Origin of the sequence: Marivirga sp., from assembly GCF_035704835.1 — a bacterium.
GTDB lineage: Bacteria > Bacteroidota > Bacteroidia > Cytophagales > Cyclobacteriaceae > Marivirga.
This window is the reverse complement of record NZ_DASSWQ010000071.1, coordinates 13,155-38,057: the sequence shown is the minus strand read 5'-3', so window position 1 is coordinate 38,057 and position 24,903 is coordinate 13,155. Positions and strand designations below refer to the sequence as shown.

The window sequence follows — 24,903 nt, the reverse complement described above, 5'->3', positions numbered from 1 at the left end:
CTCTAATTCTCTATCCTCTAATCCCTATTCTCTAATGCTCTATTCTCTATAAATTATCTTAACTACAAAGCTAAAGCTTTTTTTGAACCTCGAAGACTGGTAGACCAGCTAAAGCTGGTTTTTTTTTGAACCACGAAGGCACAAAGACACTAAGGGATTTCAGCAAAGCTGAAACACATTTAATTTTTACATTAAGATGCCTTAATAAATTATGCGGTTAGTTCCAGAGCTTTATCTCTTTTTTTATTATTTTTCTTAGTGACTTTGTGCCTTTGTGGTTAGTCATAGAGCTTTAGCTCTTTTATTATTTTACCACAAAAGAAATGGAAGAAAACAACCTGCCCCGACCATTCGGGAAAGTCTATCAGCTAAAGCTGATAATTAACCTACCAAATATAATCCGGGCGTCATTCCTGCGAAACCTGTCCCGTACTTTAATCGGGAGGCAGGAATCTATTGATTTTAACCTTTGGTTAAAATATCATGGGGCTGATAAATCATTCTAGCAGTATAGTTCTTATTTCATATAGCCTGTTTAGTAACGGAGTATTAAAACTTTGTTTTAATACGACAAGATTCCTTTCTTCAAAGGAATAGCCTGTCCCGTATTTTAATCGGGAACGCACTGAAAATAGCAAGTGCTGTATTTCAATCGGGAACGTTCCAATTACCTTTTATAGTAAATCAAACCTAGAACCACCATTAATTCCTAATTCTTTAATTAATCCACTTTGTGTCTTAATGGTTAGTAATAGCATTGATGATGAATACGAAACTACTTGACTATTTCTATTTATCATCGTAATGGAATCTGCATTGAATAATTAGGCATTTCTGATCTATTCCTTTTTTGCCACTTACTTTGTAAACAAGCCTATGCTCTCCGCTTATCCTTCTAGACCAAAAACCTTTTAGACTATGTTTTAAAGGCTCTGGTTTTCCTATACCTGTAAAAGGGTTTTGTCTTATTGCATCTAGAAGATCTTTAATTTTTTGGACATTTGAAATATCGTTCTCAATCCAATAACTTAAATCTTCCCATGCATTTTTGGTAAAAACTATATTCATTAATGAGGTATTTCTATATCTTTCTCATTAAATTCAATTAATTCAGATTTTTCCATTTGTTCCATTGATTCACTCAATCGATCTCTATTGGCTTTTGTGGAAAGTAGATGCTCAGTTTCTTTCAAAGAGTTGTATTCACTAATTGAAATCATCACAACACCTTCGTCTTCATTTTTACCAGCCAAAATTATAGTTTCAAAGGACTTAGAAACCTCATCTATATACTTTGTGAAATTTTTACGGAAATTGGAAATAGTTAAAGCCTTCATTCAATTATCTATTTTTACTAGCAAAAGTTTAAATTAATTAAAAAAGTTCAAATATTATTAATCTAGGTGAATTGATCATTTCATTTCTTAATTACCAAATTATTAATTACTTTCCTTAGTGCCTTCGTGTCTTTGTGGTTCACCCTACAACCTCTATTACATCAGCATTAATAAAATTTCCTATGCTAAATTGTGAATTTATCTCTTCTATTAGAGTAGATTTACCAGAACCATTTGGTCCAGCAAATAATCTGAATTTTGGTTGCTTATCTCTGATACTCAAATACTAAAATCTTCAATATTTAGTTTTTTATAACCAAACTCTGCTTTTTTTAACCGCTCTATTCTACCATCTGGATAAATTTTTACAACGTACCCATCTCTTACAGTAATTCTGGCTAATTTATGAAGCTCCATATCTTCTTTATTAATAGCCTTATAAGCCTTACTAATATTGCGTTTAAGTGCTTCTGTTGTTAATTTCTTCATAATAATGTGTTCTTACTTGATGTACTAACAATTATATTTCAAATATAGTTTTTCAATCTGGATTATCACAAAACTAAAGCTTTTTTAACCGCGAAGACGCTAAGACGCTAAGAAAATATTTAAGACTTTGACAGCCTAAGGCTGTATGGGAACCACAAAGTCATAAAGACACAAAGAAAATTCAGCTACAAACTTACCTTCTTATCCCGTATTTTAATCGGGAACGTACTTATTAACACTTGTAGTCAGTCAATCTTCGCAAGATTCCTTAATTCCTAATTCTTCAATTATTAATTCTTAATTAATCTACTTGGCGCCTTGGCGGTTAGTTATAGAGCTTTAGCTCTTCATTCATTTTCTTAGAGCCTTCGCGTCTTTGCGGTTAGTTTCAGAGCCCACGGCTCTCCTTATTATTTCCCTTCGTGACTTCGTGTCTTTGTGGTTCAATCACAGCCTTTGGCTGTCCATTATTTGTTATCTTTGCATCTTAATTCTATTTTTGTCCAATGTTCTACGGCATCATCATCATTATTCTCTCCTACTTTATCTCCATGCGGGTAATAGACCGCTTGATGCCAATCAGACGAGGTAAAAACCGCCTCGGCCTCCCCAATCACAGCGCCTATGACAATAAATTCTTGAAAAAGCTTTTTTGGTATCACCTCTTTTTGTCATTGGTGTATTATATCTATGCCGTATTTAATCCCTCTGATTCGCAATTCTATTATGAAAAAGTGGTAGTTAATTTCAGAGGTCCTGATTGGTTTGATTTTTATGGCACTTCCACAACATTTATTGAATGGACCGGTTATCCCTTTATTAAGTGGTTTGGCTTTTCGTATGAAGCCATAATGGCTTTGTTTTCGTTTTTAGGATTTTTAGGATTTATCTATTTTTATAAGTTCTTTAGAGAACGTATAGTCTTTAAAAACGACCTACTTGGATTTGACCTTTTGCATTTATTTTTCCTTTTGCCTAACCTTCATTTCTGGTCAGGGTCTTTTGGAAAGGGTTCTTTTATTTTTTTAGGGATTGGCTTGTTATTTTATGGATTGAATAATATCCCCAAAAGGTATTGGGTACTGCTCATTGGTGCATTAATTACCTATCACATTCGGCCCCATATTTTATTAGTTATTTTAGCTTCTTCTTTGATCGGATTTACTTTTAGTTCCAAAGGTCTAAGCTGGGGGGTAAAAATTGCTATGATAGTAGTAGCTGCGGTGGCACTCGGTTTTATTTACCAGGATGTATTAAATATGGTAGGGCTGGAAGCTGAAACCCTATTAGAAGAAGGTCTAAACATGGAGCACAGAGCATCTGAATTAACAAAGGCTACTTCTGGTATAGCAATTAGTACAATGAGCTTACCAGAACAAGTATTTTCTTTCCTTTTCCGCCCGCTCTTTTTTGATGCACCCGGTTGGTTAGGGATTATCGTTTCATTTGAGAATGTGTTTTTGTTGGGAATTGCATTGGCCTTTATATTTAAAGGTGGGATAGGCTATATCATTAAAGGAGATTTTGCGGTAAAGACCGCTTTTTTTAGTTTTATTACGGTTTCTATAGCGCTAGCACAGATCTCAGGAAATTTAGGGATTGCGATTAGGCAGAAAAGCCAGGTGATGATATTGTTTCTCTTCGTGATCATTCAGATGTATGATGATAAGAAGAAGGGGGCGTTCAGGGCGAGAGTGAGGGCAGCGAAAAGAAAGGCTGGTGAACCAGCTAAAGCTGGTTGAAAACCACAAAGGCACGAAGACACAAAGAAAAAGCCCCCTAGCCCCCAAAGGGGGAATCGAGCAATCATTGATTCTTTTTAGCCGAGGTAAAACAATTCGCTAGCTGCTTGGCGTCAGATTAGAGCGTCATTGCGAATCCCTTTAGGGTGAAGCAATCTATGGTAAGTTAAAGCACACTTGAGATTGCTTCGTCCCTCGCAATGACGGTAATTACTATCAATATCATTAATTACTAATTATTACTCTTTGTGTCTTTGTGGTTCATTTAAGCCTTAGGCTTTACTTATGAGCTTTGCTAGGCCTTCCTTCAGTACAAAATTAGGCTTAAAACCCAAGCTCTCACTAATTAATCCAATATTAGCTGAGCTTTTTTTGATATCTCCTTTTCTGGCTACTTGATAAGATGGTTCTTGAGAGTAGTTGATTAATTTTTTAAGTACATCGTAGAGCTCATTTAGTGAGGTAGTTTGTCCGCTTCCCACATTAAATAGACCGAATTTTAGCTCAGATTTAGCGCCCAACAATAAAGCTTGCATTACATCTTCCACATATACGAAATCACGGATTTGTTCTCCATCACCAAAGATCTGAATAGGAGCGTCTTTTTGCATTCTGTCCATAAAAATGGAAATTACACCAGAGTAAGGTGAATCTGCTCTTTGTCCGGGACCATAAACATTGAAAAATCGAAAGCCTATGCTTTCAATAGCCTCCCATTCTTGAAATGCTTTGGCATATTGCTCATTTAATAATTTGCTTAGGCCATAAGGCGATTGAGGGTTTAAAGTAGCAGTTTCTTCAATAGGCATTTTTGTTTGCTCGCCATAGACAGCAGAAGATGAGGCATAACATAGTTTTTTTACTTTAAGCTTTCGTGCCAGTTCCAACATATTAATAAAACCACTTTCGTTGGTTCTATGCGTTAAAAATGGCATTTCAAATGACTTAGGAACGCTTACCACAGCAGCCAAATGGAAAATATAGTCTAATTTCTGGATGGATTCAACTGTAGAGGGTTTGGCAATATCTTCATTGATAAATTCTACTTCCGGAAACCCAATAATGTCTTCAATATTACTTTGCAAGCCAGTAGATAAATTATCGATAATGTAAAGCTTAGCTGGTTTTTGCCTGATGATGGCTTTCACCAAATGGTGACCGATAAATCCTGCCCCACCTGTCACTAAAACATGTTTTCCTTCTAAAAAACTATAATTCATTTCTGTTATTTATTTAGAGCTAAAGCTCTGGTTTGAACCACAAAGGCACAAAGACACAAAGAAAATAGCCTAAGGCTATAAGGTTATTCTCGCAAAGACGCTAAGGCGCAACGACCTCGCAAAGGAATAAAAATTAAGTATAAATTTCAAAAATTAATAGAAAGCACTATTTCATCTTTCTTTACAAATTTTTCTTTGCGTAAACTTAGCGCCTTAGCGTCTTGGCGTGAGTATTATTTTCAGCTTTAGCTGAATTTTTTGTAAAACTTAGTGCCTTCGTGTCTTTGTGGTTCCATTACAGCCATTGGCTGTCCAGCACTTCTTTGTAGTAAGAAGAGAATTTTTCCGCTATCACCTCATTCCTGAACTCCTTCAGCACTAAATCAAATGCATTTATAACCCTTGCTTTAGTTTCTTCAGGTTTTTGAATTGTTTCTTTTATGGCTCGCACAAATCCCTCTTCATCATTTTGCTTCACCAGAATACCCGTTTCATCATTTTTCACTACTTCCCCTACTCCGCCTACATCATAAGCTACAACAGGCGTTTGGCACTCGAAAGCTTCTAAAACTACGCCTGGCAAGCCTTCAATAATGCTAGGTAAAATAAATACATTTGCTTCACGCACAAATTGCATAGGATCAGACTGAAAACCTAAAAACTCTATAGAATCTGTGATTCCTAATGATTTCGCTTGTTCCTCAGTCTCTTTTCGTAAAGGACCATCCCCTACCAATGTCATTTTTGAATTAGGATAATCAGCCAAAAACCGCATAAAAATATTCAATAAGCCTTTATGATTCTTCTCAAAACTAAAACCCCCAACATGCACCAATTTTATTTCACCTTTCCCTATTCTCTGTTCACTATTCCCCAAGCCCTCTTCTCTATTCACTAATCTCCATTCTCCATTCTCAATCCCAATCGGAATTACTTTTGATTTATCTATAGTAATTGGAAATAATTGATTCAAATCTAATTTAGACTGATGGCTTACTGAAGCTACAGCATCTACCTGATTGTATAAAAAACCATTTAATTGTTTGATGACAGGATTTTTAATGTACAAACTGACCATGGAAGCATTACGAAAAATGATTGGTTGCTTCCATTTGAATAAAAGCCGAGATAAAACGGCATATTTTAGCGTGTCGCCTGCATTGGCTTGGACTATATCTGGCTTTTCATCTTTAATGATTTGAGCAAGGTTTTTAAATCCTGCATAATCCAACCAACGGACTGAAGCGTTTAACCCTAAATGAATTTGTTTCCCTTTAAAACTTAACTGGCCTTCTCCTTTGAATAAGGAAACTAAAACTACTTCATTACCTTGAGATTGTAAATGAGTGCTTAATTGACTGGCAAACATTTCTGCTCCGCGTAGTTGGGGTTTCTGTATAATTTGAATAATTTTCATGCTAATACTTGAGAGCTAAAGCTCTGGATGAACCACAAGGGCACGAAGACACAAAGAAAAAAAAATTGAATTATATAATTTGGAATTTTAGCATCAAAATTTATTGCAAAATTATTATAAACCTTTTTTGCATTTATAGTTTTGTGTATATTCCTATTCGATCGTTAGCGAGATTTTTTTACCTAGTCCTACTTCCAAAATTCGATAAAGTGTTGAAAGTTGAATATCACTTTTCCCATTTTCAATTCTTGAGATAAAGCTTTTCTTAGTCCCTGTTTTGTTTGCAAGTTGTTCTTGGGTCATTTTTGAAAGTCTTCGCTCTTCTTTGATGAGCTCACCAATGGCAAAAGACTTAGCTTTTGCTTCAAAAGCCATTCTTTTTTCATCTCCAACATCACCATACCTTTTTTCAAGATGTTGTTCAAATGCGGTAAATGAGCTATCTTTTTTCATCTCTCTTGATTATTTTTTTCTTCAAAATATTCGGCTTTTATCTTCAATGCTTTATCAATTTCTTTTTTAGGAGTCTTTTGAGACTTCTTTTGAAAGCCATTAAAAAGCACTATCAAATTACCTTCGTCAAAACAGCAAAATATCCTATAGATATTGCTACTGTATTCTATTCGTACTTCATACAAGCCATCATTGCCAGACATATGGGAAAAGAATTTCGCTGGAATTCTTTCCAAAACCATTATCATGTAAAGTACTTCATCAATCTTGCCTTTAACTTTTTCGGGAAGCTTCTCAAAAAAGTCATTAAAATGATTTTTGTAGAAAATAAGTTTCCTTTTTTTCTCCATTTTACAAAGTTAACGAATAATGGAACAAAAGAGTTTGTCTATAATAAAAAATGATGAGATATTTTTTTTCTAAATGAGTAAGATATCTAAATTCTTTCATTTTTGATCAGCTAAGCTGATTTGAACCGCGAAGGCACAAAGAAATATAAAAAAGATTAATCATTTTTAATCTATTATTCAGAATATGTGCAATTTAATTTACTAATTTTTAGATACTTACCAATTAAAAAAACCTTTGCGTCTTCGTGCCTTTGCGGTTAGTTACAGCCTTGGGCTGTTTCTATTTTCCAAAAGCTCATTATAAGTTCTTTCATACTCCTCAGCAATTTTATTAATATCAAAATTTTCAGAAGCAAATTGATAAGCCTTCTCAATTTTTTTACTCCAATCTATTTCTTGAGCTTCAATCATTTTATTTGTTAATGCATCAACATTACCAACAGGGAATATTAAACTATTTTCATTGTTTACACATTCTAAATTTTCTGGAATATCAGAAGCTATGATGGGAGTTTTTGACATCATTGCTTCAATTAAAGCGCCTGGGAGACCTTCATAATGGGAAGGAAATACAAAATAATCGGCTAATTGAAGTAATTCAGGAATATCGTTTCGGCTACCTAATAATTTAACTTTTGAATTTAGTCCTAATTCATCAATTCTTTGCTCCAAGATAGTTCGATACTGCCCTTCACCTGCAATTAACAGTATTGAGTTTTCGTCTAATTTACTATATTGATGAAAGGCATCAATTAAATCTAATTGACCTTTTCTATCTAGAAGGCGACTAACATTTAGGAAGACCTTTTCATTAGAAATAACTAGTTCCTTTTTAATAGTATCTGTATCATCGTTTTGATTAAATGCATCAAGTTCTCTGCCTCTAAAAATCACCTTAATATTATTTTCAGGAATTTTTAAAGCTTTGGCATTTGATCGCTTTATGGCATGGGAATTAGAAATAAATAAATCTACTTTGCTTAAAGATTGTCTATCAAAAAATTCAATACACTTCAACTTTAATCGCTGAATAAAAGACATTTTATTGTAACGCACTTTAGCGTAAGAATTATTTACTAAACTATTAACTAATGGAACATTTAAATGCTTTACCAAATAACGGGCTACTTGATCGGACCTAAAAAGTGTAGAGTGTATTAAATCAATATCATAGCTTTGAATTGCTACTTGAACCTTTTGAGCCGTAAGCTTAAAGTTATAATCTGGCTTTAGGTTTAAAGAAATTACTCTAATGCCATTTTCTTCGAATTGAGACTTTAAAGTATCCCCCTCAAATAATTGAATAAAAATAGGTTCGTATTTCTTGAAACGAGAAGTAATGGCTAGTAGACTTTTTTCAGCTCCTCCTGTTTCGAGGGTGTCAATTAAGAAAACTATACGCTTACTATAAATCATAATAAATGTTGAAAAATTTCTTTAAATGATCTAAATCAGAAAGGAGCATGGATTTCAATTTTTCATTCAAATGCTTAGATAATTCAGGTTTTTTAGGTTTGATATTAACTAAATAGAAGAAAAGATGATACAGTTTTGTTAGCTTTGAATGCCCGAGGAGGGCATGTATTCTATCGTAAAATAAAATTTTATAGCGAGCATCAGAATTATATGCAGATACATTTGATATTTCAAAACTGTCTAAATTTAAAAAGTCCTTTATCTTATTTTCGATTTTTGTTTTATTAGTTTTGATATCTTCCAATTGCAAAATCAATATTTTTTCTCTTTTGAAAAATTTTAAATACTCTTGTATTTGTTTAAAATATAGAGATGTAGCGATATACTCATTATTTGGCGAAGTTATTAATTCTTCAAAATCTTCAAGTTCAACTCGATCTCTTAACATATCATGATAGTAATGAGAAATAATTCGTTCAATTGGATTTCTTATTATGTAGATTATTTTTGCTTCAGAATTGAGTGAAAAAATTTTTTGAGGGACACCTGGGTATTTATGCAATTGAGAATATTTTGGAGAGATATCAATTTTAAGCTTATTTATATTTTCAAATTGATCTATATATGAATTAACAATATTTTCACTTTTGTTAAATTTAATAAAACCATTATGTTCCTTTCTTTTGGTAAGACTTATTTCAGGATGATTAAAATAAATATTATAGAAAGAAGTTGTGCCAGATTTCATAGCACCGATAATAAAAACATCAGGAATGTGTTCTTTCATTATTTAAAAGGTAATTGTAAAAAAACGTATAATTCTAAACATACTCAATTGTATTCATTTTCAGCAAGTTGAAAATAAATTGAAATTTTATAATTTAAAAAACTGCGAAATGTTCATTTCATTTGAAGTGTTTAGTCAGATTAAGTTAAATACTAAATACAGTCTTAAAAAAAGCATAATAAATTTTTGGGTTAATAGGATTAATCCTCAATGCTTTTATTAAAATCTTTTTAGCAGCACTTATTTTATTTAAATCAATTAAAAACCTCCCCAAAAGAACAAGATATTTACAGTAAATTAATTTTCTCTGCTTATAAAGTATTTTATAAGTATTTAACAAAAAAAGCAAACTACGTGTTCTTTCCTTAATGTCACGATTAGGATTTTTATCGTTTTTGTAATAAACAGCTAGTGTTCTATCAATCACTGAATGAATAGGTTTATTAAGATATAACCTAATACCAAGTTCAGTATTTTCACTATATTTTAAATTTGTATTATATCCTCCTAATTTTTGAAAAGTTTTTAGATTTATTATAAATGCCCCACATAAAAGTAAAGATTTATAATCTGGAAATAATTCATGTTTTTCCTCAGGTAATAAAATTGTATTACCTTTTTGATCTACTTTAGTAATACCTGAAATTTGAATATCAATTTTCTGTTTTGATTTTTCCAATTTCATTACATGTTCTTCTAGACATTCTGTTAGTATTTCATCATCACTATCTAAAAAAAGTAAATAATCAAGCGAAGCATGTTCAGCACCATAATTTCTTGCTGCACAAACTCCCTTATTTTCTTGCTTAATGTATATTATCCTATCGTTTTTCAGATAAGGTAAAATCACATCAGAAGTATTGTCAGTGCTTCCATCGTCCACTATTATTAATTCCCAATCTGAATAAGTTTGATTTATAACACTTTCAATGGATTTTGAAATTACCTTTGCTCGATTAAAGGTGGGTATAATTATTGATATCATTTTAATTCAGATGTTCTGATAACTTTAGTAAAAAGAATTTTTTTGAGTTAAATTTATAGTAAATTAGCTTAGTGTAATATAGTAATCTTCTTAGAAAACTATTAGAAGCGTTTTTTGATTCTACTCTTAAATAGGATTTCAATAGATAATTTTTTTCAAAATAATACAGATTAGAAATTCCAACATTTTCAATGAAAGCAGCTAGCATTTTAAAAGTAGAATAAGAATTTCTTGCTGTAATACGATTGTTATCATGTCTTCTTACAACTGAAGTTGGCTTATGTATTTCTCCTGCATATAAATTCCCTCTTCTTAAAAGTCTTTTCCAAAGTTCTGAATCCTGATGTAACTTCAGTCTTTCATCAAATAGTTTGTCCTGAATAAGAAAATCACGTTTTACTGTTATTCCATTTGTATTGAATAAAACAATCTTCTTATAAATTATATACTTATAAATTTCCATTGGAGTAGCATTTATTCCACAAATTTTTCTGACGTCAACTTTACCTCCGTAAATCTTTGTGAGATCGTGACAGCTTTCCTCTAAAATACTACTGGAGTATATTAAATCAGATTTTTCATTATAAACAGTTCTATCGGCATAAAACCTATTGGGTAAATACCAGTCATCCGCATCCAAAAAAGCAATATAATCAAATTGAGCTTTTTCTATGCCTAAATTTCTACTGGCTCCAGCCCCTCTATTTTCTCCATTTGGGTGCTGATATAATTTAACTTTATCAAATTCCCGTTCTAATTCCTTACATATTTCCAAAGCATTATCAGGAGAACCATCTTCAACTAAAATCACCTCCCCAACTTCATCTAGAGAAGTAGCTGATTCAACTGCTTTACGCACATATTTTGCAGCGTTATATACAGGGGTAATGACAGAAACTTTGAAATCAGACATGTTTTAAAATGTTTTCATATTCATTAACCATAACATCTAATGTATATCTTTCTTTTACGACTCTTTTACAATCTTTGATAATTTCAGTATTGTTAGTATTTTCTAAAGCAAATTCTAATTTAGAAATACAGTCAGCTTCAGAGTAATTATCATATAATAAATCATTATGATATTTCGCTGGAATTATTTCACGAATTGCTGGAATGTCTGAACCAATGAATAATTTACTTTCATAAAGATATTCTAATACTACATTAGGGCAGCCTTCAACAAATGAAGATAATATACAAACATCTGCTAAATGGATATAAGCACTTGCATTTTTCAAGGAACCCGCATAGTATATTTTATTTTGATTATCAAATCTGACTTGAACTTCATTATTTATACTTTGTCCTATTAATATTAAAGATACATCTCTATCTTTTTGGAATTCTTGCCAAGAATTTATTAGTAATTCATGGTTTTTTTCTGACCAAAAATTCGCTATCATTAAATAAACCTTAGAATTCATGTTAAAATTCGGTAAACTTTCAAGTGAAAGCTTTTTGGCGGGATAATCTATGAAATTCACTATAGTTCCCGTTTCATTTCTCTTTAAATTAAAATATTTAGCCAAATCTTTTGATGCGTGCTGTGAATTTGCAATTAGTTGGGTTGAATTCTTTACTGACCATCGTTCTAATTTATTTGGCTTGGTATTATACCTTTCCACTCCACTTCTTTCCATGAAATAAGATTCCTTCGCACCACTAAACTGCCATGCAATATTTATATTGAATGCAATTCCATGCGTATAAGAGAAAATAACTTCAGGTTTAATTTTTTGTCTGATATTTAAATTAATTCTAGTACTATTAAAAACTTTCAAATATCTGTGCCCCCATGGCCATCTTTTCCACCAACCACTAAAGTCATAATATTCAACCCCTTCTTTTATTAGTTCTTCAACAAAATCATTGCTTTTTTTATTTACTCCTGCAATAATCGGATGATACCCTTTCTTCTTCAGCTCAACAGCTAATCTCAAAACCTGCTTCTGTATTCCCCCTAATGTCAAATTAGGAATGATAAATAGAATTCTCAATGTCTTAAATATTTTAATCTTGAAAATAAAAATGGAATGTAATAAGCAATATTTGTAGGGAATTTTTTTAATAAACTCATGACATACCAGAATTTTGCTTTTTCTGAATTGACTCGGAATTTTTTAACTTTCGAAACCCCTTGGTCATGTACCCTATAAACTCCCATCTTTTCTTTGAAATAAAATCCTTTGCCAAAGTTTAATAGCCACAATTCCAAAGCCCAATCGGCACTTTTTGCCTTAAAGAATTGACTAGGTAATGTTTTAGTTTTTAAAATATTTCTAAATACCATACTTGCAGTCGGCCCTTGCTTAAGTTTTAGGGTATCCCGAAAATCAAACTGGTGGTCATAATTTTTCAACATTTTAAAATTTTTTCCTCTAGGTTCAGTTTCGACACTATGGTAGCTTAGTACAAAATCTTCATTAGCTTCTAAAAAATCAATTTGTCTCTGTAGTTTAACTGGATCAGTCCAGAAATCATCACCATCACATAAAGCAATATAATTACCACTACATCTACTTAATAGATCTATGAAATTAGCCATCATCCCAATATTGCATTCTCTCCTGACATAAGTTATCCATTTTCCTTTCGGATGATTTTTTTTTACTTTTTCAACTATTTGGGGTGTGTTATCGGATGAACAATCATCCCCTATAATTAGTCGAATATCAAAATTTGCTTTTTGCAATAACACACTTTCAATAGCCTCTTTAATATAGTTTCCATGATTGTATGTAACCATGCATACTGAAACCATTTCACTTTTAATTCGCATCTTTCTCTAGTTTCCGAGCATTTTCTATGATACCTTTCTTTCTTTGCTTTATATACTTAACAGGTGACCCTATGTAAACACCCCACTCCTCCAAATCCTTTGTAACTAATGATAGAGCACCAACTGCAGTACCTTCCCCTATTCGCACTCCTGGTAAAATAACAGAAGAGGCTCCAATGAGTGAGTATTTCTCAAAAATTACAGGACGATGATCAACATTTTTGTATATATCAGGAATGGTAGGTCCCACCAAATAGTCTCCGCTATAGTCATCACTGCTCGAATAAACTGAAGATTTCGAACTTATTCCTACATAATCCTGAACTTCAATTAGTTCTTTCCCAATCAAAGAGACATAGCATGCAATATGCACATAATTACCTATGGAAATACCCTTATCACCCGCTGATAAAATACAGAAGTCATCTATTCTCACATTTGAGCCTATGGATATATTCTTTGAGTTATAAATTGAAACTTTATCAGAAATAAGAACATTATCCCCAATAGTTTTAAAACCAATTTCTTTTAATTCATTTTGTGTTAAAAAAGCCATTCTAATTATAGTTTGAATTTCTAATTAATATCCTGCTAATCATATCTTGTTCTTCTTTACTTAAACTATGATATAAAGGCAAGCAAAGTATTCTTTTGGAAATATCATCCGAAATTTCTGAATTTTGTTTACTTACATACTCTAAAGAACTTAAGGAAGGGTAAAAATATCTTCTAGGAAAAATCTCATTTATTTCTAATGCTTTCTTTGAAGCTAAGCATTTCTCTTCCGTTTCAAATAAAATAGGATAATAAGCAAAATTAAATGTACATTCTCTAATTATTTTCTGCTTTGAAACATTTAACACACTTAATTTTTGATCATAATAATGTGATAGTTCTTTCCTTTTCAATAAAATTTCATGAACATCATCCAAAACAGCTAAACCCATAGCTGCATGAAACTCAGAATTTTTTCCATTTATCCCTACCCCATTAAATTTATCAGGCCCATCATGTCCGAAATTACGCATATATGCCATCGATTTTAATAATTCTGGGTCTTTAGTTATGACCAACCCCCCTTCCACAGAGTGCATTAATTTGGTAGCGTGTAGGCTTGTAGTACTGATGTCACCATATTCAAAAATGCTCTTCCCTTTATATTTTGTACCAAAGCAATGAGCAGCATCATAAATCACTTTTAGATTATGCTTTTTAGCAATAGTATCTATAGCGTCAATATCACAAGCATTGCCGAAACAGTGTGTTGCCAAAATGGCTGAGGTTTTTTTCGTTATCGCTTCTTCAATCTTGTTAGGATCAATATTAAGCGTTTCTTTATCTATATCTACAAATACGGGTTGAGAACCCTCCCAAACAATGCTGCTGGTGGTAGCTACATAAGAAAATGGCGTAGTAATAATTTCACCCTTCAATTCCAAAACTTTAATGGCTATTTGGAGCGCGATTGTACCATTCCCTACATACAACAAATGCTTAAGCCCTAAATACTCTTTTAGTCTTAATTCTAATTCATTAACCAATGGACCATTATTGGTCAACCAATGTCTTTGGTAAATCCCTTCAACATACTTTTGGTATTTTTCTATTAGGGGTAAGTAGGGTTTAGTAACGGGGATCATTTTAGTTTAATATTTTCAGTTTTATTTTCCCAAGGAAAATCAAAGTATGGAGAATCTATATTCAAGAAATTAGTGAATAATTCATAAGAATTTTTATCTGAGAGGTTAATTTTAAGAAAATTTGAAGAATCTTTAAAGTAGTCCATTACTTGCGTATTATAACTATTATATTTTTCAATTAGATGTGCTTTATTGTAAGGATCATCTTCTGAAACATTGAAATTAAATTTCATAGCTTCCCATATCCAACCTTTATATACATATGTAGAATTTTTCAACTCATTAGCAGTCGCAATTTTGCCTTCTGAAAACTTTTTAGCATGGAATTTAGTAATTGAATTGACCCATTGATCAGGTGAATCACGAATTGTAAGAATAAATTTTGCGTCAGGAAATTTCTTATGTAACTCTCTATAAATTCCAAAAAAACTAAAGGGAATATCTTGAAAAACCTGTGCAGATTTGCAATAATTAAACAAACAATTGAATTCATTATTTTTGATTTGCGGCATCAACCTTTCTGCGATTCTTTGATCACCTACAATAAAGCCTAAGTCAATAAAAGCTCTTCTAAGTGAAGTAGTCCCTGATTTATTAAGTCCAATACAAAAAATTTTAGGTTTTTTTTTCACCAAAAATGGATTTAACCACCTAAATTTGACATTTTTATATATTTTTGATATTTTTTTTTTCATTTTAAATACTTAGATCTAATTTTAATGCTATTTGCTAGAATAAAGCGTAAACCTTCGGTTTTAATTAGATAATTATATCCTAAATAACAAAAACTAAAACTTAGAGCTAATAAAATATTTTTTAAGAGGCTATCAAATTCAAAAAAATGGAATAAAACAACAAAAGGAATTAAAGGAGTTAACCCTTCAAAAACTTTTCTCAAATGAAATCCTAATGGGAGCTTGACAAACTTTTTAAGAAATAGCATATTAATTAATGTTAATAAATAACTAACAATAACAACGGCAACTGTAAATTCATAAATTCCATATACATAAGCTATAATTAAAGGTATTATTCTTATTGACTTACGTAAAACACCAATCCAAAAATTTAATTTTGATTTTCCTTTACTCATGAATGCATTAACCATCATTGAACTCAATGGGTAATTTGCTACTCCCAATATGAGGACTTGAAATATTGATATGGAGGGTTCCCATTTATCTCCAAATAAAATTAGAATAATATTTCCACCTAGTATATACAGTATTCCTGTTAGGCCATAGCTTAGGAAAGTGATAACTGACACAACTTTAAAATATATCCTACTATATTCTTTATGGTCTTCTTGCAACTCAGATAATACTGGGAAGAAAACACTTCTCAAGCTATTTGAAGAATATTTTGTTACCTGATCCTTTAAAGAAACTGCCCTAGTATAAAAGCCTAAAGAGGCAGGAGAAAATAATTTACCAATTAATAAAATATCTAATTTCTGAAAAATAGTTGACACAAATCTATCGAAAAAAACATAAGCGCTAAAACCTGTTAATTTTTTAACCTCCGAAAAGGAAAACTTCAAATCTGGTCTCCATCCTGAAGTACTCCAAAGTAAAATAGTTCCTAATGCTGCACCAGTAAGACTTTGAATAACTAAAGCATATACTCCAAATCCCTGAAAAGCTAAAATTACTCCTAACACACCACTACTTATTCCTGCAACTAAGCCTCTTACCGTTAATACTTTAAAATTTAATTTCTTCTTCAAAATATTGGTTTGCACTTGATTTAATGAAGAAAAAATAAAAACCAAGGAAAGCCACCTTACAATATCAGTAATTTGTTCATTTTCATAAAATTGACCTAAATAAGGTGCTATAAAATAGAATAAACCAGTAAGTATAAGCCCAGCTACTAAATTAACATAAAAAACGGAGCTATAAGTTAAATTGGTATTCTTTTGATTTTGTATAAGTGCAGAACCAAAACCGACATCAATAAATACTTGGCTTATGCTAATAAAGACCATAGCCATGCCCACCAAACCAAATTCAGCTGGTTCTAGTAATCTCGCTAGAAAAATGGAAATAATAAAACTACTACCTTGACGGATAAGCATCCCTCCCATATTCCATGCATAAGCTATTACAGAACGTTTTTTCAGGGAACTCACTCTATTTCTTCAATTAGCATTTTATTAAATATTTCAACTCCTTCCTGATTTAAGTGATGTTTATCATAATAATGAAAATTATCATTTAAAGTATGATCCTTGTTATTGAAATTAATGTATAAATTTACATATTCATTATCCACATATTGTTGATAGAATTTATCCAACTCTTTTCTATTTTCTATGGTTTGATAGTAATCTTTAGTTATAGGTGCTTGAAAAAGAACAATTTTAATATTTTGTTGATTCAAATAATCTAACACATTTTCAAAAGCATCAACCTGATATTTTTTAGGTGTAATTAATCGGTTTTGAAATACTTGCTTTTTATGACTAAAAGTATCTATTTGCTTCTCTACATAACCTCCCGCAATATAAGTATCTAACTTGTTTTTGGATAGTTCTGAAAAACTCTCATATTCATTTAAGTTAAAATCAATTAAAGAAGCAATCCATGTATTGTAGGCAGGTATTTTATTAATTTTAATCGCCATCTTCCATAGTTCAAATGGATTTTGGCAGTTGGAGGCTAAATCGATAAAAGATTCAAAACCATCATTTTGAAGGGTATTAGGGTAAACCTCATACAGTACAATTTTAGGATTTAATTTATCCAAATATTGTTTTACTAAATATTCTGTTTGAATATGCGTTTGACTACTAGAACCTAAATTAAATAATCGGTAGCCTGCTTTATAAAAGATTCTTGGATCAACCCCTCTATAAGCATGAGAGGAACCCAAAACTAAAATATCGATATTTTTAGTCGTATTGGCTTCTCTTAACCGCGTATAGAGATGGCCGTTCCCTCCCTTCTTAAATTTTATGTTTAACTTAAAGTTGGCAGGAGCATACAAATGTGTTAAGGCAATTATAAAAACATACCCTGGCAAAAGTATAAATACAAAAAAAGTCAGCCTTTTAAGAAATTTTGACATTAGAATTGAAAGTAGATAAATTCAGATTCATTAAATGCTCCAAAGAGACCAATCATAATTATTATTGCAAAGTAAAGAGGATATCTTAAGCCTTTGTATGGCATAGTTTTTAAATGAGTTGCAAAATCCGTATTTCTAACCCACCATTCCACAAGGGCAAATATTCCTAAACATAAAAACACAAAAACAGGGGGTCTCATTTCCATATTTAAAGAATAATTTGAAGAAAATATTCCTGCTAAATACTTCCAGGCATCTCCAACACTTTCAGACCTGAAAAATACCCAAGCTAAACAAGTCAATGCAAAAGTTGTTCCCATTTGCCAAAGTTCTCTAAGGTTAGGTAAAATTCTATTCTCGGCTACTGTATCAGTATTCTTTCTGTTTTTACCCATCAATAGAAGCGGAAGAAAATAAACAGCATTTAAAGCTCCCCAAACTATAAAAGTCCAGTTGGCACCATGCCAAAAGCCCGAAACCACAAAAATCACAAAAGTATTAAAAACAGCCCTGCCCTTGCCCACTCTGCTGCCTCCTAAAGGAATATAAACATAATCTCTAAACCAAGTGGAGAGGGAAATATGCCATCTGCGCCAGAACTCTGCCATATCTCTGGAGAAATAAGGGGTACTGAAATTGGTCATTAAATTAAAGCCAAAGAGTTTTGCTGTTCCAATAGCTATATCAGAATAACCGGAGAAGTCTCCATATATTTGAAAGGCAAAGAACACAGCCCCTAAAATGAGTTCCAATCCGCTTGCAGTTTGATAATTAGCAAATATTTCATTTACAAAAAGTGCACAATTATCAGCTATTACAACTTTTTTAAATAAACCCCATAAAATAAGGCGCATGCCGTCTGCACCTTGTTCGTAGCTAAACTCCCGCTTTATCTTAAACTGTGGCAATAAGTTTACTGCCCTTTCAATAGGGCCCGCCACCAATTGCGGGAAAAAGCTAACATAAGCAAAAAAGGCAATAGGGTCTTTTTCGGCTTTCATTTGTCCTCGGTAAAGGTCAATGGTATAGCTCATAGTTTGAAAGGTGTAAAAGCTAATCCCTACAGGCAATATCACATTTAATGACCAGGGATTGGCTTGCATACCTATCATGTTCATCATATCAGCAAAAGACTCGGCAAAGAAGTTGAAGTACTTGAAAAAGCCGAGAAAACCTAAATTGGTGCAAATGCTAATCCACAGGAAAAGTTTTTTCCGTGCTTTGGTATTTGCTTTTTCTATTTGCTGCCCAGCTATAAAATCCACTAAGGAGCTAAAAGCAATTAGAGATAAAAAACGCCAGTCCCACCAGCCATAAAAAAGATAGCTAATGGCTAGTAAAAAGAAATTCTGAGCCTTTAAGTGCTTTTGAAACACAAACCAATACAGCAGAAAGCTGAAGGGCAAGAAAAGAGCAAATTCGAAGGAATTAAAAAGCATTTAATTATTTTGTAACTTTAAATTTGATATAAAATGGATGATCAATCATCAAGAGTGATTTCCTGTATAAAAATTTCCCGAAGAACAATTTTGCCTTCACTATTTAAATGATCTTGATTTTTAAAATATTTATCTTTTTGAATTCTATATGAATAGTCATGGAACTTGAAAGGTGAAGTAATTTTCTCAATTTTACCTTTCATTTCATTTATATCATGATCTTCTTTCAATAATTCAAGATAATAAGGATGCAAAGGGTAATGTATAGCTACAATATGAATGCCCTTATTTTGTGATTGGTTTACTATTTCTTCTAAAATACTTAAAAACTCTGATTCAAGCTTAAAATCTTTTCCGAACTGTAATTTATACCTATTTTTAATCCTAATTGAATCTGTTTTAGAATTCAATTTAATAAGATCATTATGCTTCTTTTCGCTTTTTTTACTTATTAATGTCTTTAAAAATTTTCTATTTAAGACTTTTACTTCTCCCAAAATGGGAAAATAATAGTTTTTAATAGAAGCAAAATCATTCGTATAAATCCCACTAATATCATTATTGTTACTGGTTAAACGATACTTTGAAAAAACTTGTAAGTCTACTTCTAAAACAAGTGTGTCCCCTCTCTGTAAATATTCTTTTTCGATCAAATAATCAAACTTTCTTTTAAAATCAATCAAATTGTCCGATCCATAAGATAAATTGTACGTTTTATCATCTTCTTTATACTTTGGATTAAAACCTAATGCGTGAGAATCCCCCAAAATATAAAGCGAATTTTTTTCTACTTTTTGTTTATAGTTTTTTCTAGGATGGTTTAATTTTAATACTAACCAATTAAGAAAAATTAAGAGTAGTAAAATACTTAAAATATAGATTAGAAATCTCTTCATTAAAATTGAAAATAAATAAACTCTAATTCCTTATTAAAACTTCTAAATAATAAGATCAAAATAATTAAAGCGTAATCAAACCAATGCGCTTTAATCCATTTAAATTCTCTATTAGGTATGGACTTAGATCTTACTAACCATTCCATTGTCAACCAAAATGGCACCATTAAAAAGAGAGACTTTGTAATATATTTCAAATGCAGGTTTGATGTTTTTATAAATTCCACATCAAAAATTCCAACAATATACTGCCAAGCATCTCCAACACTCTCTGCCCTAAAGAACACCCATGCCAAGCATGTTAAAGCAAATGTAGTCCCCATTTGCCATAGTTCTTTGAGATTCGGTAAAAATCTATTTTCGGCTACCGTATCAGTATTTTTTCTATTTTTACCCATCAATAAAAGTGGAAGAAAATAAACCGCATTTAAAGCACCCCAAACTATAAAAGTCCAGTTAGCACCATGCCAAAAGCCCGAAACCACAAAAATCACAAAAGTATTAAATACTGCTCTACCCTTTCCTACTCTGCTTCCGCCTAGTGGGATATAAACATAATCCCTAAACCAAGTAGAAAGAGAAATATGCCATCTGCGCCAAAATTCTGCCATGTCTCTTGAGAAATAAGGCGTTCTGAAATTAGTCATCAAATTAAAGCCAAAGAGTTTAGCAGTACCTATAGCTATATCAGAATAACCAGAGAAATCCCCATAAATTTGAAAGGCAAAAAATACTGCTCCTAAAATGAGTTCCAGTCCACTTGCACTTTCGTAATTAGCAAAAACTTCATTAACGAAAAGTGCGCAATTATCGGCTATTACTACTTTTTTAAATAAGCCCCACAAAATAAGGCGCATGCCGTCTGCGCCTTGCTCGTAAGAAAACTCACGTTTAATTTTAAACTGTGGCAATAAATTTACAGCCCTTTCAATAGGTCCCGCCACCAATTGCGGGAAAAAGCTAACATAAGCAAAAAAGGCAATAGGGTCTTTTTCGGCTTTCATTTGTCCTCGGTAGAGGTCAATGGTATAGCTCATGGTTTGAAAAGTGTAAAAGCTAATCCCAACGGGCAATATCACATTTAATGACCAAGGGTTGGCTTGCATGCCAATCATGCTCACCATATCCGCAAATGACTCGGCAAAAAAGTTGAAGTATTTGAAAAAGCCTAGAAACCCAAGGTTAGTACAGATACTAATCCATAAGAACAGCTTCTTTCTAGCTTTAGTACTGCTTTTTTCTATTTGTTGCCCGGCTATAAAATCTACTAATGAGCTAAAAGCAATCAGTGATAGAAAACGCCAGTCCCACCAGCCATAAAAAACGTAGCTAATGGCTAATAAAAAGAAATTCTGCGCCTTTAGGTGCTCCTTAAATACAAACCAATACAGCAAAAAGCTGAGGGGTAGGAAGAGAGCAAATTCGAAGGAGTTAAATAGCATTACTCAGGTATATAAGTTTTTAGGTGGATAAGTTATTGGGTTTATAGCTTGTCATAATATTTTGTTTATCTCTAAATTTTTCTTTGCGTCTTAGTGTCTTTGCGGTTAGTCACAGCCTTAGGCTGTAAAGCTACTTGCTATAATAGTTCTTAAACCAAGTAACAAACTCTCCTATCCCTTTTTCCAGTGGCGTAGTCGGTTGATAATTAAAATCATTGATCAAATCCTGCACGTCTGCATAAGTTTTATGAACATCACCGGGTTGCATGGGTAGAAATTCTTTTTCTGCCGTTTTACCCATGGCTTTTTCCAGTGCTTCTATATAGTCTAAAAGTTTAACTGGTTGATTGTTGCCAATATTGTATAGTCGGTAAGGCGAATTGGAACTGCCGGCATCAGGTATATTGGTGTCAAAGTCTTTGTTAGCTGTAGCGGGTTGGTCTAATGCTGCCATTACTCCATTTACAATATCACCCACATAAGTAAAATCCCTTTCCATTTCTCCATGGTTGAAGACCTTAATTTTTTCTCCTTTTCGAATGGCTTCCGCAAAAAGGAAAAGTGCCATATCGGGTCTGCCCCAACTGCCGTAAACGGTAAAAAAGCGTATTCCCGTAGTACTGATATTAAATAAATGGCTGTAGGTATGCGCCATCATTTCATTGCTCTTTTTGGTGGCGGCATAGAGTGATAAAGGGTGGTCAGTATGGTGGTGCACTGAAAAGGGCATTTGGGTATTGCTACCATAAACGGAGCTGGAAGAGGCGTAAACTAAATGCTTAACTGGGTAATGCCTGCAAGCTTCCAAAATATTCAAAAAGCCTTGTACGTTGGCGTCCAAATAAGCTTGTGGGTTTTCTACTGAATAGCGCACGCCTGCTTGTGCTGCGAGGTTAATGACATGATCAAATTGTTCTTCTTCAAATAGTTGGTAGAGGTATTCTCGGTCACATAGGTCGGCCTTAACAAATCGGAAATTGGGGTATTGCTCGCTGAGTACTAATTGGTGGTCTTTAACGAGTTCTCTTTTAATATCGAGTTGGTTTAAGCGCCCGTACTTGAGGTTTACATCATAATAATCGTTGATGTTGTCGTAGCCGATAACGGTATCACCTCGCTCAAGGAGGGCTTTAGTTAAATGAAATCCAATGAAGCCCGCTGCTCCAGTAACTAGTATCTTTTTCAAATTATTATATTTTTTTCAACTAAAGCTGTCTAAATTTAATCACAATAGAAAACGCTGGCCCTACTAACCATAAAAGAAAGCTAATGGCTACCTTTAGGTGCTTTTTAAAAACAAACCAATACAGCAAAAAGCTGAGAGGCAAGAAAAGGGCAAATTCGAAGGAATTGAATAACATTAGTCAGTATCGAGTAGCTAGTACTAAGTAGCTGGTAACTAGTATCAAGTATCTAGAAAATTGTAGACTTGATTCTAAGCTGTAGGTATTAGGTTTTAGGTTAATTATGTTGTCAAGTTTGCAGGTTCATAATCTTAATATATTTCCTTTGTGACTTAGCGTCTTCGCGTGAGTCACCCTTAAGTCTTAGGATTTATTCAATTGATTTAGGAGATACTTGATATCTATCGATAATTTTGCAAATGCAAACCACTTTTTGCCCAAATCTTTTAGTGAAGCTCCTATAAAGTATATTTGACTATTATCGATAATTAAAAATCGATCATGTGATTTTGTAAATTGAAAAATTTCCACCTCATCATATTGAGCATTAAATATATCAATATCCAACTGTAATTTTCTAGAGATTTTCTGTGTGTAAATTTTTGCAGTTACCCCTTTTTGCCTTTTAGAAAGAAGCAATAATACACTTTCATCAATATAATTATCAATAATAACAATAGATTTCTTAGCACTACGGATTAATGAGGAAACAAATTGATGGGCATCAAAAATTTGACCGTCATAAAATATTCCTTCTTTGGGGGGTAATGCAGAATTTATTAATTGTTCTAACTGCTGGCCTTGTTGCCATACTTGCTTTTCAATGCTCTCAACTCTTTGATGAAGAGCATATCCTTTTAGTAAGTAGTCTTTGATGACCTGATTAGCCCAAATTCTAAACTGCGTTCCCCTTTTTGATTTCACTCTGTATCCAACAGATATAATTACATCGAGATTATATAAGGCTGATTTATATCTTTTTCCATCCTTAGCAGTTGTCAAGGATTCCTTGACAACTGAAGATTTATCCAATTCACCCTCTTTAAATATATTACTTATATGAAGGCTAATATTTTGTTTAGTTGTCTCAAATAAATCCACCATCTGAGCTTGAGTAAGCCACACGGTATCTTCATCAATACGTACTTTGATAGTTGTTGCCATCTCATTATTCACATAATAAGTGGCTTTTTCTTCTTGTACCATTGAATTAAGATAATCTGTCATGTGAATTTACAGGCTTTTTTAGTTGTCACTATATGTTTCGCACTATCTGAAGGCGCAAAGTCATTGATGCTGACATTTATCGTCAGTATTTTACGCAACGTTAAATTTTTATTTTTTCCTTTGCGAGGCCTCCCGATGCTATCGATACGGGACAGGTTCTGCGTCTCAGCGAGAGTCGCCCAAAAGCCTTTGGCTTTAATAATATTCACTTTGTGCCTTCGTGTCTTTGTGGTTCCCCCAAAGTTAGGCTTTCAAACCAGTACAGCCGATTTATCCCGTATTGAGCGGGAAAGCTGAGTGGCAGGAAAAGGAGTTGAAAAGCATGTTTCAGTAACGAGTAGCTAGTACTTAGTAGCTGGTAACTAGTATCAAGTATCTAGAAAATTGTAGACTTGATTTTAAGCTTTGGGTTTTAGGTTGTAAGTTTTAAGTAATAAGTTTTAGGTTAATAATGTTGTCAAGTTTTTAGGTTGACAGGTTATCGGGTTTTAATACTACTTGGTTTAGATATAAAAATTCCTTTGCGACTTGGCGTCTTAGCGGTTCAAAAAGCCTTAGGCTTTCAAAGCAAATTCGAAGGAATTAAAAAGCATGTTTCAGTAATGAGTATTTATTTTGATTTACACCCAACCTGTCCCGTATTCATCGGGAAGGCTGTTTATTTAACCAAAAAGTCATAAAGACACAAAAGACAGCTAAAGCTGTTTAATTTTCTCGCAGAGCCGCGGAGGCGCAAAGTTGACGCAAAGTAAAATTTATGATTTAGACTTTAAGTATTTTTTCAAAATCACTTGGTGATAGAATTCTAGCTGATTTAAAGGGATTATGTTCTAATAAATCTTTATCGCCAGTAACCAAATAATCTGCTTTAGAAAAATCAATCAAGTCTAAGAGAAAGTTATCTTTAGTTGGCAAAAAACGTCCCCGATATGTTGGGGGAAGATATTGCGAATTTATCCGACTCAGGCTGATGCCTTAAGTGTTAAACAATCTCTGGTTGGCTATTCGCAAGCTAGATTCCTGCCTCC

At 32.7% G+C, this 24,903-nt stretch carries 26 protein-coding genes; 1 reads left to right on the top strand and 25 read right to left on the bottom strand.

Translation table 11 applies throughout. From position 1 onward, the window contains the following. Positions 1-789 precede the first annotated feature (789 nt). The 5 genes from VFM92_RS11565 to VFM92_RS11545 form a co-directional block, all read right to left on the bottom strand. Positions 790-1,068 (bottom strand): Txe/YoeB family addiction module toxin, encoded by a 279-nt coding sequence (locus VFM92_RS11565; RefSeq protein WP_325122384.1) that lies wholly within the window; start codon positions 1,066-1,068, stop codon positions 790-792. Next, a complete protein-coding gene (locus VFM92_RS11560; RefSeq protein WP_325122383.1) occupies positions 1,068-1,337 on the bottom strand; it encodes a type II toxin-antitoxin system Phd/YefM family antitoxin in 270 nt (89 codons plus the stop codon). The genes VFM92_RS11565 and VFM92_RS11560 overlap by 1 nt, the downstream gene beginning before the upstream one ends. A 139-nt stretch (positions 1,338-1,476) precedes the next feature. Then, positions 1,477-1,620 carry a hypothetical protein gene (locus VFM92_RS11555; protein WP_325122382.1) on the bottom strand — a complete coding sequence of 48 codons (144 nt, stop codon included), beginning with the start codon at positions 1,618-1,620 and terminating at the stop codon, positions 1,477-1,479. Further along, complete coding sequence (locus VFM92_RS11550) at positions 1,617-1,826, bottom strand: hypothetical protein (RefSeq protein ID WP_325122381.1); 210 nt, start codon at positions 1,824-1,826, stop codon at positions 1,617-1,619. The genes VFM92_RS11555 and VFM92_RS11550 overlap by 4 nt, the downstream gene beginning before the upstream one ends. 467 nt (positions 1,827-2,293) lie before the next feature. Next, complete coding sequence (locus tag VFM92_RS11545; RefSeq protein ID WP_325122380.1) at positions 2,294-2,488, bottom strand: hypothetical protein; 195 nt, start codon at positions 2,486-2,488, stop codon at positions 2,294-2,296. On the opposite strand from VFM92_RS11545, the gene VFM92_RS11540 reads away from it, so the two are divergent. Further along, positions 2,465-3,568 (top strand): hypothetical protein, encoded by a 1,104-nt coding sequence (locus VFM92_RS11540; RefSeq protein ID WP_325122379.1) that lies wholly within the window; start codon positions 2,465-2,467, stop codon positions 3,566-3,568. The genes VFM92_RS11545 and VFM92_RS11540 overlap by 24 nt on opposite strands. A 272-nt stretch (positions 3,569-3,840) precedes the next feature. On the opposite strand, the gene VFM92_RS11535 is transcribed toward VFM92_RS11540, so the two are convergent. The 20 genes from VFM92_RS11535 to VFM92_RS11440 form a co-directional block, all read right to left on the bottom strand. Continuing rightward, positions 3,841-4,788: an NAD-dependent epimerase/dehydratase family protein gene (locus VFM92_RS11535; protein WP_325122378.1), complete on the bottom strand. Its 948-nt coding sequence runs from the start codon at positions 4,786-4,788 to the stop codon at positions 3,841-3,843. A 295-nt stretch (positions 4,789-5,083) separates the two neighbouring features. Continuing rightward, entirely contained in the window at positions 5,084-6,205 is a 1,122-nt protein-coding gene (locus VFM92_RS11530; RefSeq protein ID WP_325122377.1) for a glycosyltransferase, read from the bottom strand. Positions 6,206-6,358: 153 nt separating this feature from the next. Next, the gene (locus tag VFM92_RS11525; protein WP_325122376.1) at positions 6,359-6,658 is read right to left on the bottom strand and encodes a helix-turn-helix transcriptional regulator; all 300 of its coding nucleotides are present in this window, start codon (positions 6,656-6,658) and stop codon (positions 6,359-6,361) included. Beyond that, complete coding sequence (locus VFM92_RS11520; protein WP_325122375.1) at positions 6,655-7,008, bottom strand: type II toxin-antitoxin system RelE/ParE family toxin; 354 nt, start codon at positions 7,006-7,008, stop codon at positions 6,655-6,657. Before VFM92_RS11520 ends, VFM92_RS11525 begins: the two co-directional genes overlap by 4 nt. Positions 7,009-7,269: 261 nt before the next feature. Beyond that, positions 7,270-8,424: a glycosyltransferase family 4 protein gene (locus tag VFM92_RS11515; RefSeq protein WP_325122374.1), complete on the bottom strand. Its 1,155-nt coding sequence runs from the start codon at positions 8,422-8,424 to the stop codon at positions 7,270-7,272. Beyond that, positions 8,414-9,211 carry a sulfotransferase domain-containing protein gene (locus VFM92_RS11510; protein ID WP_325122373.1) on the bottom strand — a complete coding sequence of 266 codons (798 nt, stop codon included), beginning with the start codon at positions 9,209-9,211 and terminating at the stop codon, positions 8,414-8,416. Before VFM92_RS11510 ends, VFM92_RS11515 begins: the two co-directional genes overlap by 11 nt. A gap of 145 nt (positions 9,212-9,356) precedes the next feature. Beyond that, positions 9,357-10,196, bottom strand: coding sequence for a glycosyltransferase (locus tag VFM92_RS11505; protein ID WP_325122372.1), 840 nt, complete (start codon positions 10,194-10,196; stop codon positions 9,357-9,359). 1 nt (position 10,197) lies between these two features. Continuing rightward, positions 10,198-11,109, bottom strand: a complete 912-nt coding sequence (locus VFM92_RS11500) for a glycosyltransferase family 2 protein (protein ID WP_325122371.1) — start codon at positions 11,107-11,109, stop codon at positions 10,198-10,200. After that, positions 11,102-12,196: a glycosyltransferase family 4 protein gene (locus VFM92_RS11495; protein WP_325122370.1), complete on the bottom strand. Its 1,095-nt coding sequence runs from the start codon at positions 12,194-12,196 to the stop codon at positions 11,102-11,104. The genes VFM92_RS11500 and VFM92_RS11495 overlap by 8 nt, the downstream gene beginning before the upstream one ends. Next, on the bottom strand, positions 12,193-12,978 hold the full coding sequence (locus tag VFM92_RS11490) for a glycosyltransferase (RefSeq protein WP_325122369.1): 786 nt from the start codon (positions 12,976-12,978) through the stop codon (positions 12,193-12,195). The genes VFM92_RS11495 and VFM92_RS11490 overlap by 4 nt, the downstream gene beginning before the upstream one ends. Beyond that, positions 12,968-13,534 carry an acyltransferase gene (locus VFM92_RS11485; protein WP_325122368.1) on the bottom strand — a complete coding sequence of 189 codons (567 nt, stop codon included), beginning with the start codon at positions 13,532-13,534 and terminating at the stop codon, positions 12,968-12,970. Before VFM92_RS11485 ends, VFM92_RS11490 begins: the two co-directional genes overlap by 11 nt. A gap of 1 nt (position 13,535) precedes the next feature. Further along, positions 13,536-14,618 carry a DegT/DnrJ/EryC1/StrS family aminotransferase gene (locus tag VFM92_RS11480; RefSeq protein ID WP_325122367.1) on the bottom strand — a complete coding sequence of 361 codons (1,083 nt, stop codon included), beginning with the start codon at positions 14,616-14,618 and terminating at the stop codon, positions 13,536-13,538. After that, complete coding sequence (locus VFM92_RS11475) at positions 14,615-15,313, bottom strand: sulfotransferase (RefSeq protein WP_325122366.1); 699 nt, start codon at positions 15,311-15,313, stop codon at positions 14,615-14,617. Before VFM92_RS11475 ends, VFM92_RS11480 begins: the two co-directional genes overlap by 4 nt. Continuing rightward, the gene (locus VFM92_RS11470) at positions 15,310-16,749 is read right to left on the bottom strand and encodes a lipopolysaccharide biosynthesis protein (protein WP_325122365.1); all 1,440 of its coding nucleotides are present in this window, start codon (positions 16,747-16,749) and stop codon (positions 15,310-15,312) included. Before VFM92_RS11470 ends, VFM92_RS11475 begins: the two co-directional genes overlap by 4 nt. Next, entirely contained in the window at positions 16,746-17,687 is a 942-nt protein-coding gene (locus tag VFM92_RS11465) for a hypothetical protein (protein ID WP_325122364.1), read from the bottom strand. Before VFM92_RS11465 ends, VFM92_RS11470 begins: the two co-directional genes overlap by 4 nt. Then, positions 17,687-19,126 carry an MBOAT family O-acyltransferase gene (locus VFM92_RS11460; protein WP_325122363.1) on the bottom strand — a complete coding sequence of 480 codons (1,440 nt, stop codon included), beginning with the start codon at positions 19,124-19,126 and terminating at the stop codon, positions 17,687-17,689. The genes VFM92_RS11465 and VFM92_RS11460 overlap by 1 nt, the downstream gene beginning before the upstream one ends. 41 nt (positions 19,127-19,167) lie before the next feature. After that, complete coding sequence (locus tag VFM92_RS11455; RefSeq protein WP_325122362.1) at positions 19,168-20,022, bottom strand: hypothetical protein; 855 nt, start codon at positions 20,020-20,022, stop codon at positions 19,168-19,170. Then, positions 20,022-21,464: an MBOAT family O-acyltransferase gene (locus tag VFM92_RS11450; protein ID WP_325122361.1), complete on the bottom strand. Its 1,443-nt coding sequence runs from the start codon at positions 21,462-21,464 to the stop codon at positions 20,022-20,024. The genes VFM92_RS11455 and VFM92_RS11450 overlap by 1 nt, the downstream gene beginning before the upstream one ends. 130 nt (positions 21,465-21,594) lie before the next feature. Then, entirely contained in the window at positions 21,595-22,650 is a 1,056-nt protein-coding gene (locus VFM92_RS11445; protein WP_325122360.1) for an NAD-dependent epimerase, read from the bottom strand. A 361-nt stretch (positions 22,651-23,011) separates the two neighbouring features. Beyond that, positions 23,012-23,875: a virulence RhuM family protein gene (locus VFM92_RS11440; protein WP_325122359.1), complete on the bottom strand. Its 864-nt coding sequence runs from the start codon at positions 23,873-23,875 to the stop codon at positions 23,012-23,014. Positions 23,876-24,903 lie beyond the last annotated feature (1,028 nt).